The 16,669-nt window shown below is 54.9% G+C and carries 11 protein-coding genes; 6 read left to right on the top strand and 5 right to left on the bottom strand.

What is annotated here, in order from left to right; genetic code table 11:
- Positions 1–2 precede the first annotated feature (2 nt).
- The 5 genes from GSQ86_RS03715 (at position 3) to GSQ86_RS03695 (ending at position 4,585) form a co-directional block, all read left to right on the top strand.
- Positions 3–854, top strand: coding sequence for a hypothetical protein (locus GSQ86_RS03715; RefSeq protein WP_158748618.1), 852 nt, complete (start codon positions 3–5; stop codon positions 852–854).
- A complete protein-coding gene (locus GSQ86_RS03710; RefSeq protein ID WP_158748617.1) occupies positions 854–1,573 on the top strand; it encodes a c-type cytochrome in 720 nt (239 codons plus the stop codon). Before GSQ86_RS03715 ends, GSQ86_RS03710 begins: the two co-directional genes overlap by 1 nt.
- Positions 1,574–1,582: 9 nt before the next feature.
- Positions 1,583–2,134 carry a ubiquinol-cytochrome c reductase iron-sulfur subunit gene (locus GSQ86_RS03705; protein ID WP_158748616.1) on the top strand — a complete coding sequence of 184 codons (552 nt, stop codon included), beginning with the start codon at positions 1,583–1,585 and terminating at the stop codon, positions 2,132–2,134.
- Entirely contained in the window at positions 2,122–3,606 is a 1,485-nt protein-coding gene (locus GSQ86_RS03700) for a cytochrome b N-terminal domain-containing protein (protein ID WP_158748615.1), read from the top strand. Before GSQ86_RS03705 ends, GSQ86_RS03700 begins: the two co-directional genes overlap by 13 nt.
- Positions 3,607–3,715: 109 nt before the next feature.
- Entirely contained in the window at positions 3,716–4,585 is an 870-nt protein-coding gene (locus GSQ86_RS03695) for a cytochrome c oxidase assembly protein (RefSeq protein ID WP_158748614.1), read from the top strand.
- Positions 4,586–4,914: 329 nt separating this feature from the next.
- Here GSQ86_RS03695 and GSQ86_RS03690 read toward each other — a convergent pair whose 3' ends face one another.
- The 4 genes from GSQ86_RS03690 to GSQ86_RS03675 all read right to left on the bottom strand — a co-directional run bounded on the left by GSQ86_RS03690 (position 4,915) and on the right by GSQ86_RS03675 (position 8,985).
- A complete protein-coding gene (locus GSQ86_RS03690; RefSeq protein ID WP_254062112.1) occupies positions 4,915–5,865 on the bottom strand; it encodes a glycosidase in 951 nt (316 codons plus the stop codon).
- Positions 5,866–5,927: 62 nt separating this feature from the next.
- Positions 5,928–8,291: a glycosyltransferase family 4 protein gene (locus GSQ86_RS03685; protein WP_254062111.1), complete on the bottom strand. Its 2,364-nt coding sequence runs from the start codon at positions 8,289–8,291 to the stop codon at positions 5,928–5,930.
- A 110-nt stretch (positions 8,292–8,401) separates the two neighbouring features.
- Positions 8,402–8,806: a hypothetical protein gene (locus tag GSQ86_RS03680; RefSeq protein WP_158748612.1), complete on the bottom strand. Its 405-nt coding sequence runs from the start codon at positions 8,804–8,806 to the stop codon at positions 8,402–8,404.
- A complete protein-coding gene (locus GSQ86_RS03675; protein ID WP_158748611.1) occupies positions 8,803–8,985 on the bottom strand; it encodes a hypothetical protein in 183 nt (60 codons plus the stop codon). Before GSQ86_RS03675 ends, GSQ86_RS03680 begins: the two co-directional genes overlap by 4 nt.
- A 435-nt stretch (positions 8,986–9,420) precedes the next feature.
- Between GSQ86_RS03675 and GSQ86_RS03670 the strand changes: the two genes are divergently transcribed.
- On the top strand, positions 9,421–12,666 hold the full coding sequence (locus GSQ86_RS03670; protein WP_158748610.1) for a choice-of-anchor D domain-containing protein: 3,246 nt from the start codon (positions 9,421–9,423) through the stop codon (positions 12,664–12,666).
- Positions 12,667–12,738: 72 nt separating this feature from the next.
- On the opposite strand, the gene GSQ86_RS03665 is transcribed toward GSQ86_RS03670, so the two are convergent.
- Positions 12,739–16,353, bottom strand: coding sequence for a serine/threonine-protein kinase (locus GSQ86_RS03665; protein ID WP_158748609.1), 3,615 nt, complete (start codon positions 16,351–16,353; stop codon positions 12,739–12,741).
- Between the last annotated feature and the right edge of the window lie 316 nt (positions 16,354–16,669).

Below are 16,669 nucleotides of genomic sequence, written 5' to 3'. Positions count from 1 at the left end.
ACATGGAAACGCACGAGCAATCCAATTCAAGCCCGCACGGTGAGACGATTCACCTGCCCGCGCCAACGGCGTGGCCCATCGTGATGGCCTTCGGCGTTACGTTGATCTTCGCCGGATTCGTAACCAACATGATCGTCAGCATTCTCGGCGCGGTGTTTTTTGTTACGTCCGCCGTTGGCTGGTTTCGCCAGGTACTGCCGCATGAAGCGCACGAGGATCTTCCGGTCGAGGCGCACGACATCACTATCGCTTCCACCCGTACGCACGTCACCCGCATCGAGATCAGCGAAGAGCATCGTGCACACCTTCCGGTGGAAACCTATCCGATTCTTTCGGGTATCAAGGGCGGTATCGCAGGCGGTATCGCCATGATCTTTCCCGCGCTGTTGTACGGAATCCTGAGCCATCACAGCATCTGGTATCCGGTAAACCTGCTGGGTGGTGCCGGCGTTGCTAACTGGAGCAATCCGACCACGCAGGACATTGCCGCCTTCCACATTCAGGGACTGATTGTCGCCACCATCATTCATATCGCAACAAGCGTACTGGTCGGACTGCTCTATGGTGCCATGCTTCCCATGTTGCCGCGCCATCCGATTGTGCTTGGCGGCATCATTGCTCCATTGCTTTGGACAGGTTTGTTGCACTCGACGCTTGGCATCATCAATCCGGTGCTCGATGACCGCATCGCCTGGGGATGGTTCGTGGTTTCACAGGTCGCTTTCGGGATGGTTGCCGGATTCGTGGTCGCGCGCCAGGGCAAGATTCGCACCGGCCAATCCATGCCCTTCGTTCTGCGCATGGGCATTGAAGCTTCAGGTCTGCATTCGGGAGAAGGAGAGGATCGCCACTGATGCTCGCACGTGGATTTTATGGCAGCATTCTCCTTCTTTGCGGCCTGGCTACACTCGGTTGCCAGCAGTTCTCCGGGAGACCGCATGGCTCCGAAGATAATCGGCCGGAAGATAATAAGGACTTTTCGCGGCTCTATTCACAGAATTGCTCGGGTTGCCACGGCGCTGACGGCCAGCATGGCGTCGCCATCGCGCTGGCCAATCCTGAATACCAGGCAATCGTTGACGAGAAGACGTTGCGGGATGTGATCTCGAATGGCGAACAAGGCACGCTGATGCCGTCCTTCGCCAAAAGCGCAGGTGGCGCGCTCACCGATGAGCAGGTCAATATATTGGTCCAGGGCATGCGTTCGCACTGGTATAAAGCAGGGCTTCTGAACGGTATCGATGTGCCGCCTTATGCCGCCAGCAAACAGGGCGACGCTGCTCACGGCCAGCAGGCATTTACAACGTACTGCGCCAGCTGCCATACGACCGGCGCACAGAGCGATAAGGCAGCAAAGCCAAGCTCGGTTACTGACGGTTCCTATCTGGCGCTGGTCAGCGATCAGGCGATGCGCGCGCTCATCATTGCCGGGCGACCTGACCTTGGACATCCGGACTGGCGCAACGCGAAATCCGGGCACCCGATGAGCGATCAGGAAGTGACTGACCTGGTCGCATGGATCGCCAGCCAGCGGCAGAAGACGCCGGGCCAGACTTATCCGTCGCAGCAGTAGAGGAAGCTTATGAGTGAAGAGAAAAAGGTAACGCGGCGAACGCTGCTGATGACCATCGGATTCGTGTTCAACGGCATTGTCGCCGCTGCGATCACCGTGCCGGTCATCGGGTATCTGCTGTCTCCGGTTAAGAAAAAGGGCGCCTACAATCAGTGGATCTCGCTTGGCAGCCTGAGCCAGTTCCCGGAAGGGCAGACGCGGCTGACTGAGTTCATCAACCCGTTCAAGAATCCGCAGGATGGCGAAACCGCGAAGACGCCCTGCTGGGTGCGCCGCACGGGCGCGGACAAGTTTCAGGTTTTTGCCATCAATTGCGCGCATCTTGGCTGTCCGGTGCGGTGGTTCCCGCAGTCTGAGCTGTTCATGTGCCCATGCCATGGCGGTGTGTATTATGCCGACGGCGAGCGGGCATCCGGTCCTCCGGAGCGCGGCTTGTTCACTTATGACTACAAGCTCGTGAACAATGAACTGCAGATCAACGCCGGCCTCATGCCAACGCTGGCCGACCAGGCCAGGCTTGTGACGATTACTGGGAAAGGGAAGTCGCCATGTCTCGGATAAAGAAACTCTACAACTGGTTCGAGATGCGCCTGCAGCTCGAAGCTCCAGTAAAAGAAGCGGTTCTGCATCCGGTCCCGAAGAGCACGGCGAGCTGGTGGTATGTCTTCGGCAGCGCTGCAATGACGCTGCTGATGCTGCAGATTGCGACCGGCATCCTGCTGGCGCTCGTCTATGTGCCTTCCGGAAGCGAGGCGTGGAAAAGCCTCGATATGTTGAATCACCAGCTGCAGCTTGGCTGGTTCCTGCGCGCTATGCACGGCTGGGGATCGAATTTCATGGTTGCCGTCGTGCTCATCCACATGGCGCAGGTCTTTATCTTTGGCGCGTATAAATTTCCCCGTGAGCTGACGTGGATCCTGGGCGTCTTCCTGCTGCTCATGACTTTGGGCATGGCCTTCACCGGGCAGGTGCTGCGCTTCGATCAGGACGCCTACTGGGGTCTCGGCATCGGCGCTTCGATCGCCAGTCGCGTGCCGCTGATCGGCGGCCCGCTGGTGAACCTGATGCTTGGTGGCCCATTCATTGGGGGGGCTACGCTCTCGCGATTCTTCGCCCTGCACGTTTTTGTTATTCCGGGTGCGATGCTGGTCTTCACCGGCCTGCACGTCTGGATGGTTCTGAAGCTTGGCATCAACGAGTGGCCGATGCCCGGCCGCGTTGTGCGCCGCAACACATACATTCAGGAATACAACGAACTGGCACACAAGGATGGCGTTCCGTTCGTTCCCGACGCCTTCTGGAAGGACCTGTTCTTCTCCGCTGCAATTCTGGCTGCGGTCGCTATCTGTGCCTTCGTCTTCGGCCCTTATGGTCCGAGTGGCCAGCCTGACCCTACCATCATCCAAACCGCGCCCAAGCCGGATTTCTTCTTCCTCTGGCTCTATGCAGTGCTGTCTTACTTGCCGCCAAATCTCGAAACACCGTTTGTGCTCATCGCTCCGGTGATCGGCATCTGCATTCTGCTGGCGCTGCCGCTGGTTGCGGGCGAAGGCGAAAAGAGCTGGCACCGCCGCCCGGTCGCTGTGCTCGTGCTGGTGACGGTGGCGGTTTCGTGGGCTACCTTTACCCATCTGGCTACCTTCACGCCGTGGAGTCCCATTATGGACGCGTGGAGCGGGGATCCGGTTCCGCCAAAGTTGGTTCATAGTGAGACACCGCTCGAACGACAGGGTGCGGTGGTCTTCCAGGCCAAGCAATGCCGCAACTGCCACTCGGTTGACGGAGTGGGCGGACAACGCGGTCCGGCACTCGATACAGTCGCAACGCGTCTGACGGAAGACCAGTTGATCCGGCAGGTTCTTCAGGGCGGCGGTAACATGCCGGCCTACGGTAAGACTCTTAGTCCGCCCGAAGTGACTGCACTGGTGCATTTCCTCGAAACGCTGAAGCCTGCGAACCAGCCCGGCGCGGTCGACGCCTCACGAGAACTGCAAAAGGCGCAGAATGCCGCGCCCCAGGCTGCTCAACCCTAGTTCGGGATTCTGAGCGAACGAAGAATCTCGGTGCTGCCGGTGGAAACAGGATCGCCGAGATTCCTGGTCGCATTGCTCTTCAGGATGGCGGCTTGAAATAATCATATTGATGTCTCCTGGATTTCAATCCGTCCTTCTCAACTGGGAGATTCCTCCCCTGACGACGCTGGCGCTGCTTCTGGCAGCGCTCGTCTATTTGCGGGGATGGCTTCTGATTGGGAGGACGCGCCCGGAGCAGTTTCCAGAGTGGAGACTGGTCTGCTTTCTCGGCGGCTTGTCCGCGCTCTTCGTGGCTGTCGCTTCGCCCTTCGACACCCTGGATGGCCGGCTGCTCTCTGCACACATGGTGCAGCATTTTCTCTTCATGTCGGTCGCGCCGCCGCTGTTGTTGCTGAGCGCCCCGCAGGTTCCGCTGCTGCGTGGATTGCCGCGAATCGTAATTCGCGGTGTGCTCGGGCCACTGTTCCGCCTGCACTGGCTTAAAAAGGTCGGCCGATTTCTCACGAGCATGAAGCCCGCATGGCTGGCCATGAATATCGCCTACATCGGATGGCATGTTCCTGGAGCGTATGAGCTGGCGCTGCGTTCGGAGAACTGGCATAACGTCGAGCACGCCTGCTTTTTCTTCACCAGCATCTTGTTCTGGTGGCCCATACTGCGTCCCTGGCCCACTCGAAATCGCAACCTAAGCTGGATGCTGATTCCCTACATCCTGACATCCGACCTGATTAACACCGGACTTTCCGCCTTCCTCTGCTTTGCTGGGCGGCCCGTCTATCCTAGCTACGTTATGCAGACGAATCCGCTGGGCATCAGCGCGCTTAATGATCAGGTCGCCGCCGGAGCCTTCATGTGGGTCTTTGGCTCGACCGTCTTTCTTGTGCCGGCGTTCTGGATCACGATGCGCCTGCTCGCTCCCAATCGCGGACGTAAGCGCGTCAGGGTGAACTTGCCGCTGGCTCCCACCAAAGGTGTCTAGGAAGTGGTCATAGGGAGTTGTCCGAAATCATCTTGCGTAGCTGCGTCGGCAGAGTAAATTCTCAGCAGTTACGTTAGATCAGCTTTTCTGTTTTCCAAAGCGATAGTAACGTCGCCAACAATTGGCACAGCGAATCGGAGACAACGCAAGTAGCGCGAGAAGCCGATCCAGGGACTGCGAATCGGCCGTTTGGAATTCGATCGAGCTACAGCGGGGACAACTCTGGCGGATCCAAAGTATCCGGGGAATACTGCTCGGCCAGTTTATTTCTGCAGAACTCACTCAGCTCGCTCTTTCCAATGCGATGACGGGCACGCTAAAAAACCAATTCAAAATTCCTGACTGGAATTGAGGTCCAACCAAGACAGGAGAGCGCGGACGCTGCCGGTCGCCATCGCGACGCACGAGTCGCCTGCTCCATAGTAAAGACGAATGGTGTCTCCATCTGATCCAATGGTTTGTCCGCAGGGAAATACGACATCATTCACATCGCCTCCCCGTTCGTAGGGAGCTTCGGGCCCAAACATCCAGGAGTCGCCTCTCAGCAAACAGATATGTGGATTCTCCAGGTCGAACAAAGCAAGGCCTAACCGGTAGATGCTGCCTGATGCCGTCTGCCGCACACCGTGATAGATCGTCAGCCAGCCTTTTGCAGTTTCGATTGGCGGTGAGCAAAGCCCGATCTTGTTTGCATCCCACCACGCACCGCGTCGCGCTTCAAGCATCACTTTGTGGCTGCCCCAGTGTTGCAGATCTGGCGAATATGAAATCCACATGTGTGCGCCGAGTGTCGTCACAGGCCGGTGAATCAATGCCCAGAAGCCTCCAATTCTCCGCGGCAGCAGCGCAGCATCTTTGTTTTCGGGCGACATGATCACGCCATATCGCGCAAATGTCCGGAAGTCTTTCGTCAGTGCAAGCGAGACGCCTGGACCGCCGCGAGCATAGGAAGTGTAGGCCACGGCATACTGCTCCAATTCTGGAACATAAGTAATGCGCGGGTCTTCGATGCCCCAGATCTCTTCCGGATATTCTGCAGGGTTTCCCATCAATGTGGGTTCAGCATCAATACGCCAGCCGTCGATTCCATTCGCAGAGCGCGCAGCGCAGAGGTGCGATATTCCTCGCCGGTCTTCAACACGGCAAAGTAATAAAGTGTCTCCATCGGGGAGCTGCGTCACGCCTGCATTGAAGACACTGTTGATTGGATATGGCCAATCCAGACGGCTGAGGATCGGATTCGACGGATGGCGTACAAACAGAGAGCTATCAGTGGGCACTTGCGGATCCTGCCGTTCAAAAGTGAGGGTTTCTGGCGATGTGGACGGAAGCATAATTGGATTCAAAGACAAACACTCATTTCCTGATCGCGGTTTTCTTTCGCGGGAGTTGCCAGGTTTTGCATTTCGAGCAGCGACATCAGGAACGAGAGGGTTGATTCAGCCCCCTGATTCTCATTGACGCGGTCTGGATGAAGTCCATCTTTACAGCCGCCGGTTACAGCGTCATAAAGGGGAACCTGTAGATCGTTCTCTCCAAGAAACCAGCGGAAGGCGCACGATGCCTCGTTGAGCCAGAACTTTTCGTCTGTCAGGCGGTATGCCTGCAGGCAGGCCGAGATGGTGGCACAGGCTTCCACTGGTTGCTGATCGAAGCGGGCCTTTTCGCCGCTCTCAGTGAAAAATCCTCTCGATCCTATCGGGACGAAAATATCTTCTTCGCTGCGGTGTTGCGCGGCGACAAGCCAGCGCAGGGACTCGTACCCCGCTTCCATCATTCTTTGATTCTCGCTTCGCCAGCCGGTGACGATGAGCGCCTGCGACAACCTTGCATTCGAGTAAGAGAGGCTCTTCTCAAACCACAGCCACGTTTCTGAACGAGCGCGGTCATAAATATCCAGCAGCCGGTTGGCGAGCAGATTGCGAGTTCCCTGAACCACTCTATCGCCGGGGAACCAGTCCAGATATGCCTGCATGCCCAGCACCGAAAACGCCCAGGCCCGCGGGCTGGTAAATGTCAGGGTGGCTGGAAGCGCGGCCTCGAAGAGCCTGCCGGCCGCACCTCTTAAACCGGCGTCTTCTGAACGGCCCAACACTGTTCCCAACGCCCATAAGGCACGCCCGTGACTGTCCTCGGAACCGATTTCCTCTTGCCATTTACGGTCGTAGCTGAGGAAGTTTCTGAACCGTCCCGCCTTTTCATGAAAGGCAAGCCACAGAAAGGCCAGATATCGCGCGGACAGCGGTGCGCACCCGTATTGCTCCGATAAGAGCGAGCCATTGAGCGAAGTCGCGACGATGAGTGCACGCGCGTTGTCATCCGTCGTATAACCCTCAAGACAGTTCGGCAGGGAGAAGATGGCATGCTGCAACATTCCCGTGTCATCCGTCATGGCTAATAAATGCGAAGTATCCAGCGTTGGCAATGTGTCGGTCGTCTTTGTTGCAAAAGTGTCCTGCAAAACGGCTCGAGGGCGCAACATCCGTTCGACGCGAGCGCGTTGGAAGCTGGCCATGTAAGCCCGCGCCGTCTTTTGCCACGTCGTGCCACGAGAGTAAAGATACGCGCGTTTTCTCATGGAATGCCGCTCGGCATCGTTATCCAGTAATTTGATCGTCGCTGCTGCGATGGAATCGGGATCGTCAAACGGAACGATGACTCCACGGCCATCGGCAAGAAGCTCTTTGGCATGCCAATACGGAGTGGAGATAATTGCTTTACCCGCTCCGAGCGCGATGGCCAATGTGCCGGAAACAACCTGGGCTTCCTGACGATAAGGAGTGATATAGATGTCTGCGGCGCCGACGTGCTCGATCAACTCCTGGTTGCTCACAAAGCGATTGTTAAAGATGATGTGCGATGAAACGTCACATTGCTCAGCTAACGCCTGGAGCTCTTCCCTGTATCTTTCGCCCTCTCGCCGCCTGATATGCGGATGCGTAGCTCCGGATACGATGTAGACAAGGTTCTCGTGCTTTGCCAGGATCGCCGGCATCGCGCGAATCACGTTTTCAATTCCTTTATTCGGGGACAGAAGGCCGAAAGTAAGCAATACCGAATTTCCCTGAGTGCCAAATAGATCCTTGAAATAATTTGGATCCATGAATGGAAGGTCGGGCACACCGTGCGGGATTATGTCGATTTTTTCGCGCGACACAGCATACACCTCGTGCAGGAGTGATGCTGCGTGTTCGCTCATCACGATTAATCGATCCGAAAGGTCAGCGATTTCTTCAAGCACCGCGCGCTGGCTGGAATCAGGCTGACGGAGAACGGTATGAAGCGTTGTCACTAGCGGCATTTTTAATTTGCGGAGCAGCAGCAGTATGTGACTACCTGCGATGCCTCCAAAAATGCCGTATTCGTGCTGCATGCAGACCAGGTCGTTTCCATTGAAATTGAGGAATTCAGCCGCCCGCTCGTAGGAGGCGCAATCTTCCTGAGCGATCTCTATCCGTACCCGTTCGGGATATTGATAGCTTGATTCCGGATCGTTGACTGGAATGGCGAATAGCTGGCCGCTGCCATATTCATCCGCTATTGCGGTGCAGAGGTCTGTGGTGAATGTAGCGATCCCGCATTGTCGTGGCAGATAATTTCCGATGAAAGCCATGCGTGTCGGCAGAGATAGCGATGCGGCTTTCGCGGCGGAGGGAGATAAGTATCCGCTTAATTCTTCATTGCGAATCATTTCCGGGAGCGACATAGTTTCCTGCTTTCAGGGATCGTAAGAGCAGCACGCACTACTTGACCGAATGTGTGAGTCGTGACCTGTCCGGTCCCAGCCAGGTTTTTGAAGACTGCCGGATCGAAAAGCTATACCGCGGCAAGTTGCCGAATTGTCATCTCGTCAATCAGGCTGAGGGATACCTGTTGTTGTATCTGTCGAGAGCGAAGCGTGATCCTGGCAATCTGAAAGCCCGGATATTTTGAGACGCTTACCGTATCAAGTTCTGCGGCATTGAACCTGCCCTTGACCTGGTCCAGGGCGCGAGTTACCGCGTTATCGATGGCCGATGCTGCTGTACGACCGAAGCCGAAACGAGCATAGGCATCATCCAGCCACATGAAATGCCAACCGGCGTTTCTGACCTTTGCATCCAGAGCCGTGGCCACTGTGTTCTTTATCGACATCCATGTTCCGCTAAACTTTTCCTGGATCAGATCAAGTCCATCGGGCAGCACACAGCCCGTGCGCAGGAACATCGCATGCGTGTTCACGCTTGCGGCTTTTTGACTGTCGACGTGTCTACCGGGGATTCATTCACTTTCGCAGCGTGAAGCTGGTCTCCCGAGTAGCCTGTGGCGTCCGGCTGACTCGTGGGGGCGAATGGAAACACGGATTTCTTTCGCCGCTCAGCACGATAGTTTTGTACGTCAGACTTCTTAATGAGGCTCATAGTGGCTCCGGTCATCCTGTTGATTTACATGGAAGGTGCTCGTCTGGAGCGGAGCTTGGACAGCCGAAGGCGAGGAAGAATATCTAAGACCTGTCTTAAGCATACGTGGTAAAGAGTCGTCGTGCGGACTTCACGACATTTCTTCGTACTGTCAGGCATAGAGCCGATCTAACCGTATGAAACCTTAGTCAAGTCAGAGATATGCGCGTTCGGTAAAGGTGAAAGCGGGGGGAAACGCAGTGATATCTCGATGAAAAGAGTTGACTTCAACCGGGTGCCTTGACTAAAGTTAGGCAGTTTCAGGCATGCCATCCAAAACTATGTTGAGCACCCTCATGCTCGTGAAACCCCCTGTCAAAGCCTGATCCTATAACGTCTTAGCCCCGGCTTCGGTGTAATTCCACCTTCCGTCTGGCGGCTCGAAGGGGAATAAATATGGCATCGTATGGTTGGCGGCGCATTCTTATCTGGGGATCGTTTTTCACGATATTGCTGGCTTTTGCTTCTCCAGCATTTTCACAGGAAGTCACCTACTACGACTTCGACATCCCTCAAGCGAGCAATGACGCCAGCTACGCATGCGTGGATCCGGCTCACGCGGTGCTGGTTACTCCCAACCCGTTATTTTGCTTTAATGACGGCAATGGGCAACAAAGCAGTCCCAGCTTCTTAAGCGATATATACCCCGCTATTATCGATCCTGTTACGACTGACAATCCTCCTATCCAGAGCACTCATTACGCCGTCCAACAAATCCCATCTACGTTTTATAAATTCGCAAGCATGTGGTTTTCGGTCCCCCAAAAGGTCTCGAACGGCTTCACTTCCTATTTCGCCTTCAAGATGACCCAAAACCCCAACAGCTCTGGCACCGCGGATGGAATCGCATTTGTTGTCCAGAATTCGCAGAACGCCGCGGGCGGGACCAGTCCCGATAGCGCTGCCTGTACAGGCGCTGGATCCGGGCCAAATGCAGTGGGCGCAGTTGGCGGTTGCATTGGGTACGGCGGCATCGATAACAGCCTTGCCATTGAACTGGATACTTATCGCAACGACTGGGACCCGTTCGATATTTCTCCGGATACTACGAACGACAATCACATTGCTGTGCAAAATTGTGGCGCAGGCCTGCCGAACTCGCCGGATCATACCGGATCCTGCCTGGTAAGTCTTAAGTCTGGGAATGTTGCACAACCAGCGATCAATAGTTCGCTCCCTATCACGCTGGCGGATGGTAAAGTGCACGAGGTCGTCATTGTATACAGTGGACCGACGGAGACCGTCCCAAACCTGCTGCAGATATTTGTCGATCCGACATTCGTTGCTGGAACTCACACCCCGGCGCCTGGTTCCACACCTGTGCTGTCGGGAACCTACGACATTTCGGCCAATCTCAATCTCATGAACAGTGGGACCGCGAACGACAGCGCGTATGTCGGGTTTACATCCGCCACCGGTGCAGAGTTCGAACTGCATGAGCTGATGGCCTGGACATTTACTCCACACTCTCCAACCACACAGCAACAGCCGCTCAGCCCTCCGGGTCAGCCAACAACATTTCCGTTTGGCAGTCATGTATACACCGTTACCTATCCGGTCGGCGGCCCTTCGACTGCCGGTATCGATATGATCGTTACCGCAAACACGATTACGCCGACCTTCTTTTCAAGTCTGATTTCCGGCGGTCCATTTGTGGGCTCTCAATGCCAGGTCTATGACGAGACCGGCGGAAACTGTATTGCATATTCAGTCTCATGCGTCACACACGGCACCAGCACCGTCGTTCCATGCCCCTCCACTACCGATCCCGATAATCCTATTGCTATTAAGTCCGCGTATAACAATTCCGTTCAGCCGACGTCACCCGGTTTCCTTCAGGGAGATCCTCTCTTCAGTCAAATAGCTACTATCAGTGGTGACGGACAGACCGCTACGGTCACATGCACTGGAGAGTGCTCAGTTGCTCAAGGGCAGACAGTCACAGTCGCAAACAGTGTTGTGAATGGAGGAGGCCCAAGCGCCTTCAATGGCACGGTCACCGTCCTGATGGCCAATCCAAATATTCCCAACACCTTTACTTTCTCCAGCGCAGTGAGTGGAAACGCAAGCGGTGGTTATCTCACATCCAATAATGTGCAGAACGTATTCTCCGCTTATGTGCCTCAGCGTATAGACGGCACAACAACGGGTAAAACAAAAAACTTCTCAGACTTCGTGGTCACATCTGTCACGGCAGCGCCTACTACGCTCGTCATCCAGGCACCCTCAGCGCCTTATAGCCAAACTGAAGTTGTAACTGTATTGGCCAGCTCTCCAAATGGGACGCCGACAGGGAATATATCTCTCACGGTTGATGATGGCGCGCCGCTAATCCAGCCACTCTCGAACGGATCGGCCACGTTTACTTTGACAGGGCTGAGCGCTGGCAATCACCAGCTGACAGTAACGTACGAATCTCAAAGTATTTTCCAGGCGGCAACGATCGGCGGCAGCTTCACCATCAATCCTGCCACCGCAACTGTGGCGTTCACAGGCGCTCCTGCGACGGCAGCCTTCAACTCGTCCTTCGTTGTCTCAGCCAGCACGAACGCGAGCACCACCGCAACGATAACTGCGACCGGCTCTTGTACGATCCTGGGAAACACGGTAACTATGACGAGCGGTACAGGCAGTTGTAACCTCACTGCTGCGTGGCCGGCAGACACGAATTACCTGGCAGCGACCGCCACCCAATCGACACTTGCGATCAAGGCCGCTTCAACAACAACGATTGTTGCTGATACACCTAATCCATCCTTGCTCGGAACACCGGTGTCGATATCGTTTACCGTAACCGGGAATGGCAAGCCCACCGGCAGCTATACCGTCGTTTCGAGTGTGAGTGGTGACCCGGGATGTAATGGAACAGTGAATGCGGGAGTGGGCGGCTGTTCGCTAACCTTCGTAACATCCGGCCCGCGAACGATTACGATCACCTATACGGGAGACGGCAATTTCGTCGGATCGTCAGCCAATATCCAGCAGATTGTGAACGCCGGACCTGTGGCAAAGTTGTCGGCCTCGAATCTGAATTTTGGCATTGTCTATGTTGGGACAATCAATACGCAGACACTCACGTTGACGAATATCGGTAGCTCGACGATGACGGTGAATGGACCGATTCTTTCCGATGTTGGTGGCGGAAATTCCATCGAATTCGTTGCCCTTAACCTGTGCCCGAAGAGTCTGGCGGTAGGCAAATCCTGCAATATCTACGTGAACTTTGTGGCGGGGCCGATCTATACGCCGCAAACGGCGATACTGAAAGTTATGGACAATGCCTATGGCGCGCCGCAATTGGTAACCTTGTCGGCAACCACGATAAATCCGCAGGCTACCGTCAAACCCTCTTCTTTCGATTTCGGGACACAAAGTGTTGGAGTTACCAGTCAGACATCCCTGCAGCTTATTAACACCGGGGCAACACCGCTGCTTATTTCCAATATTGGCGTGGCTGGGTTAAATGCCGGCGACTTCTCGTCGACGAATACATGCCCTGCATCACTCGCAGCTGGTCATAGTTGCACGATTAACGTCGCGTTCAAGCCTGCAGGCAGAGGGTTACGCACGGCCTACATCAAAGTAATGGACAATACCCAGGGAGGACAACAGCAGGTGCCGCTTTCGGGAACCGGTAAGTAGTCAGAATCAGATGATGATTGCCGGACCAGCATGGCTCGCGCTTGTTAATCGTCTATCGCCGGATATGGCTCATTAATTCGCGCCCTGAAAGGACTTCACGGAATCCCGGTAGACACCCTGAAGGTCGGCGCGCTCCAACACCCGCCCCGTACCATCTTCTTTGCTGATGCCCTCTAATATACGAACCACTTCGCGATAATGCGGCGTTGCCTCTTTACCTTGTCCACTCTTCACCAGCAGAGTCGCCAGCAGATAATGCGCCTTAGCTTGAAGAATGCGTAATCCCAGCTTCTCCGCTCTTGCCAGGCTAAGGTCAAGTTGCTGATGTGCCCCGTTGTAATCCTTCGCCTCGATCATGGCCGCGCCCAGATTGACTGAACATTCGACGGAGAGCGCCTTCAGGCCCAGCGAGTCTGCATCCTCGGCCAACTTCTTCAGCGGCGCAATATTCGATCCGCGTCCCTGGATCACATCTGTTTTTGCCTTATTTACTTTTGACACCAGAATCTGTTCCCGGTGCGACGCCTTCGAAGCAATCTGAAGAGCATGATCGTATTGCTGCCGGGCGACGTCAAAGTAGCCCTTGTAGAAGCTCACATCACCCATCCAGTTCGTTGCCATGGACGTTGCACCATCGTTCTTGATCTGGTGCGCGATGTTCAATGCATCTTCGATATTCTGGCGGCCTTCGTCGCCTCGCCCGACCTGGGCCAGCAGATCGCCCCATCGGCCAGTGATTTCAGCCGTGAAGTATGTCATCTCCTTCGTCTGCTTGAATATCTTCAGGGCATCCTGCATTGCGCTCAAGGCTGCGCCATAGCGGCCCTGTTCGGCGAAGATCATAGCCATGCTGTCCGACTCAAGAGCAACCCCTCGCTGGTCGTTGATCGTGCGGCGAATTTCTATTGCCTTAACGTATTGTTCAAGCGCCTTGTCATACTGCCCAAGTTTGGTATTGGTTTCCGCAAGATTGTGCAGCGACTCGGCCATATCTTCAGGAACATTCAATTTTTGACGAAGCTGATAGGCCTGTTCGAGGTAAGTCAAGGCATCCTGATAATTGCCCATATCCGCTCGAATGCTTCCGATATGGTTCAGGCACAGCGCCTGCTTGTATTCGTCTCCAAGATCACGCTCTATCTGAAGTGCATCCGTAAAAAACTTCAACGCCTCATCGGGTTTGCCATGGTCGTGATAAAAAGCGCCCGTGTCGATGAGAGTATTGCCGATACCCTCCTTGTCTCCAATTTCTTGACGAGTAGAAAGTGCTTCTTTGTAGCTGGCCAGCGCCGCATCAGGATGTCCCGTTGAGTCCTGGATGGAGGCAATCTCTTCAAGGCTTGCCGCAAGCCCTCGTTTGTCACCAATCTGCTTCTTGATCGCCAGAGATTCCTCATAATTATTGAGGGCATCCGCCGGCTTATTGAGCATGCCGTAGGCAATTCCTGAAGCCTGGAGGATTGCCGCCTTCACTTCCAGATTGTCCAGTTGGATCGCCAGACTAAGCGCGCGCGTCAGGAAATCCAGACCACCCTGAGGGTTGTCGGCCTTAATTTCCACCCGTCCACTCGCCAGCAGAGCTTCAGCATTCTTCGGATCTCGCGATAACACATTTGCCAAATGCTGCCTGGCGGCGGGGAAGTTACTAGCCTGTTCATAGAGTCGTGCGAGCGCAAACTGAACGTCTGTATCCTCAGGAGTCACTTTGGCGAGACCTTCATACGCTGCAATCGCCTTCGGTGTGTCCTTTGTGATGCGGGCCTGGCTTGCGTCAATCAGATATTTTTCCTGCGTCGGCAGATTGTCGCTTAACTCAACGGCTCGTCTCGACGCTTTCTCCGCAAGATCGTCATGACCAAGATCCGAATAGGTTTCTCCTAACTTTGAGAAAGCCAAGGCAAAGCTTGGATCGTCATTCGTCGCTGCTTCGAACTGCTGGAGCGCCTCCAGCTTGTTTCCCTGCCGGGCTAATTGCAATCCATTGTTGTATGCGCGCAACGCTTCGATAGACGTAGTGGAAGGCCGTTGCACATGCGCTTTCAATTCCTTCAACGTGTCTGGATTTACCGCCAGGCGATCCCGAATATCGCTCGCCAATTTGTCCACGGATCCGAGCAGTTCTTTTTCATTGGGAACCTCTGTTTTCAGCGTGATCCTGGAATCATGCGCCAGATCTAAAATCGTCGTATCGATCCGTATCTGATCCCCAGCCTTTGCAAACTGCCCGAAAATTACGGTATCCGCATTTGCAAACTCGGCGAGACGCCGTATGGTCGCCACATCCACCTGTGATCGGCCGGATATCCTCAGATCTTGAAGTATCTGGTGCAACCGGTCAGGGGAGACCAAATGAACTTGATTCGATTGACCGATGTCGCTGCTGAGCATATCGGCGAAGCTCGAACTAAGCCAATCCAAACTGGTATCAGCCGAAGCATTGTAGAAAGGCATGATGGCCAGTGAAATTGGTGTGCCTGATACAGACTGTGTCGCTTTCGCACCTAAGAATCTTTTTCCTACAAAAAATCCTGTAACTCCCAATGCAACCACGAGAATGCCGATGGCGATAGCGATCCAGAGGCCACTCAGTCCCGCGGAATGGACATTGGCATAAAACCTGAGATTTGTAGCCGCGCGCTTGCCCTTCCAGGTTTTCAGGTCCTCCAGGATTGCCGTAGCGCTTTCATAGCGTAATTTCGGGTCGCTTTCCAGGCATTTGCTGACGATTCCGCTCAGTGCGGATGGAATGGAAGGATCACAACTTGTAACGGGATCCGCTCGCTGTTGCGTGCGTTTAATCAGGCTGGCGAGAGCGCTGTCGGCGTGAAAGGGCATTTTGCCCGTAAGCATTTCGTAGCAGATTAATCCCAGCGCAAAGAGATCAGAGCGCTGGTCCAGATTTTTGCCCAGAGCCTGCTCGGGAGACATATATTCCATCGTCCCTACAAAGGCGCCGGTCTGGGTCATCCCATTGCCTTCGATCGTGCGCGCCAGGCCGAAATCCATCACGAGAACCCGTCCCGTGTCTTCGACCATGATGTTCTGCGGCTTCAGGTCCCGATGCAATATATCGACGGCGTGGGCAGCCTCCAACGCCAGGCATATCTGCTGAAGAATGTCGACTGTCTCTTCCGGCGGGAACTTACCTCTTGCCCGGATCAGAGAGCTCAGATCGTGGCCATCAACATACTCCATGGTGATGAACTTGACCCCCGCATCTTCGCCAAGGTCATACATTCGGATAACGTTCTTATGAGTCACCCGGTGGGAGAGTCGCAGCTCCTGCTTAAAACGATCCACGATGGCCGGATTTCGAGCGAGGTCGGTGCGAATAACTTTGAGCGCTACCAGTCGATCCAGTTCGCGGTCAGCTGCTTTATAGACCGCGCCCATGCCACCCCTGCCCAGGAGCTCAAGAATTTCATAGCGTTGCGCCAGAACTGTATTCGGCTCCAGCGCCACGTCATCGAAGCCGGAATTGCCTGAAAAGTTATCAGCCTCCGAGTTCGCACCAGTGACATGCAACCCAGCGGGAGAAGGCCCGGCTCCTGCGAACGTCGGAGCACTGGAAGGGATGGATGAATCGGGCGGAAAGCGCAGATTATCGCTTGAGCTGCTGACTGCTGCAGCTGGGCCAATATAAGTCGGCCTTTCATTTCCTGATGGATCAGGTCGTTTGCTTTTCATGCGGTTCGCCAGGTCGAACGTGAACGCCGCAGGGTTTACTTACCGTGTCGATCATGGGGAGAAAAGAAACCGACACGATGTTGGCCTTTGAGAGTCTCAGTATATATGCAAAAGCAGAAAGAAGCTCCGCACTTGTTTCCTGCCGCATCTGCATGGTTGTATGAGCCATTGGGGATCATCTTTTCAATGAGCTGCGGGCAAAGGCACTTCTATCACGGCAACGTTCTCCCGTCGGACTTGAAATGGGTCTTCCGAAGTGTTTGTGAGCGGACCTATTCCCAGCTGTTTTACCCAGATTGGATTGCAGGTCAAGCTG

Origin of the sequence: Acidobacterium sp. S8, from assembly GCF_009765985.1 — a bacterium.
Classification (GTDB): Bacteria; Acidobacteriota; Terriglobia; order Terriglobales; family Acidobacteriaceae; genus Alloacidobacterium.
Note: the sequence above shows the minus strand (reverse complement) of the source record. Positions and strands in the feature narration are given on the sequence as shown.

Bases quoted from the DNA above. Each gene is read 5' to 3' on its own strand.
- GSQ86_RS03715 (WP_158748618.1), top strand. From the start codon at position 3: ATGGAAACGCACGAGCAATCCAATTCAAGCCCGCACGGTGAGACGATT.
- GSQ86_RS03710 (WP_158748617.1), top strand. From the start codon at position 854: ATGCTCGCACGTGGATTTTATGGCAGCATTCTCCTTCTTTGCGGCCTG.
- GSQ86_RS03705 (WP_158748616.1), top strand. From the start codon at position 1,583: ATGAGTGAAGAGAAAAAGGTAACGCGGCGAACGCTGCTGATGACCATC.
- GSQ86_RS03700 (WP_158748615.1), top strand. From the start codon at position 2,122: ATGTCTCGGATAAAGAAACTCTACAACTGGTTCGAGATGCGCCTGCAG.
- GSQ86_RS03695 (WP_158748614.1), top strand. From the start codon at position 3,716: ATGTCTCCTGGATTTCAATCCGTCCTTCTCAACTGGGAGATTCCTCCC.
- GSQ86_RS03685 (WP_254062111.1), bottom strand. From the start codon at position 8,291: ATGTCGCTCCCGGAAATGATTCGCAATGAAGAATTAAGCGGATACTTA.
- GSQ86_RS03675 (WP_158748611.1), bottom strand. From the start codon at position 8,985: ATGAGCCTCATTAAGAAGTCTGACGTACAAAACTATCGTGCTGAGCGG.
- GSQ86_RS03670 (WP_158748610.1), top strand. From the start codon at position 9,421: ATGGCATCGTATGGTTGGCGGCGCATTCTTATCTGGGGATCGTTTTTC.
- GSQ86_RS03665 (WP_158748609.1), bottom strand. From the start codon at position 16,353: ATGAAAAGCAAACGACCTGATCCATCAGGAAATGAAAGGCCGACTTAT.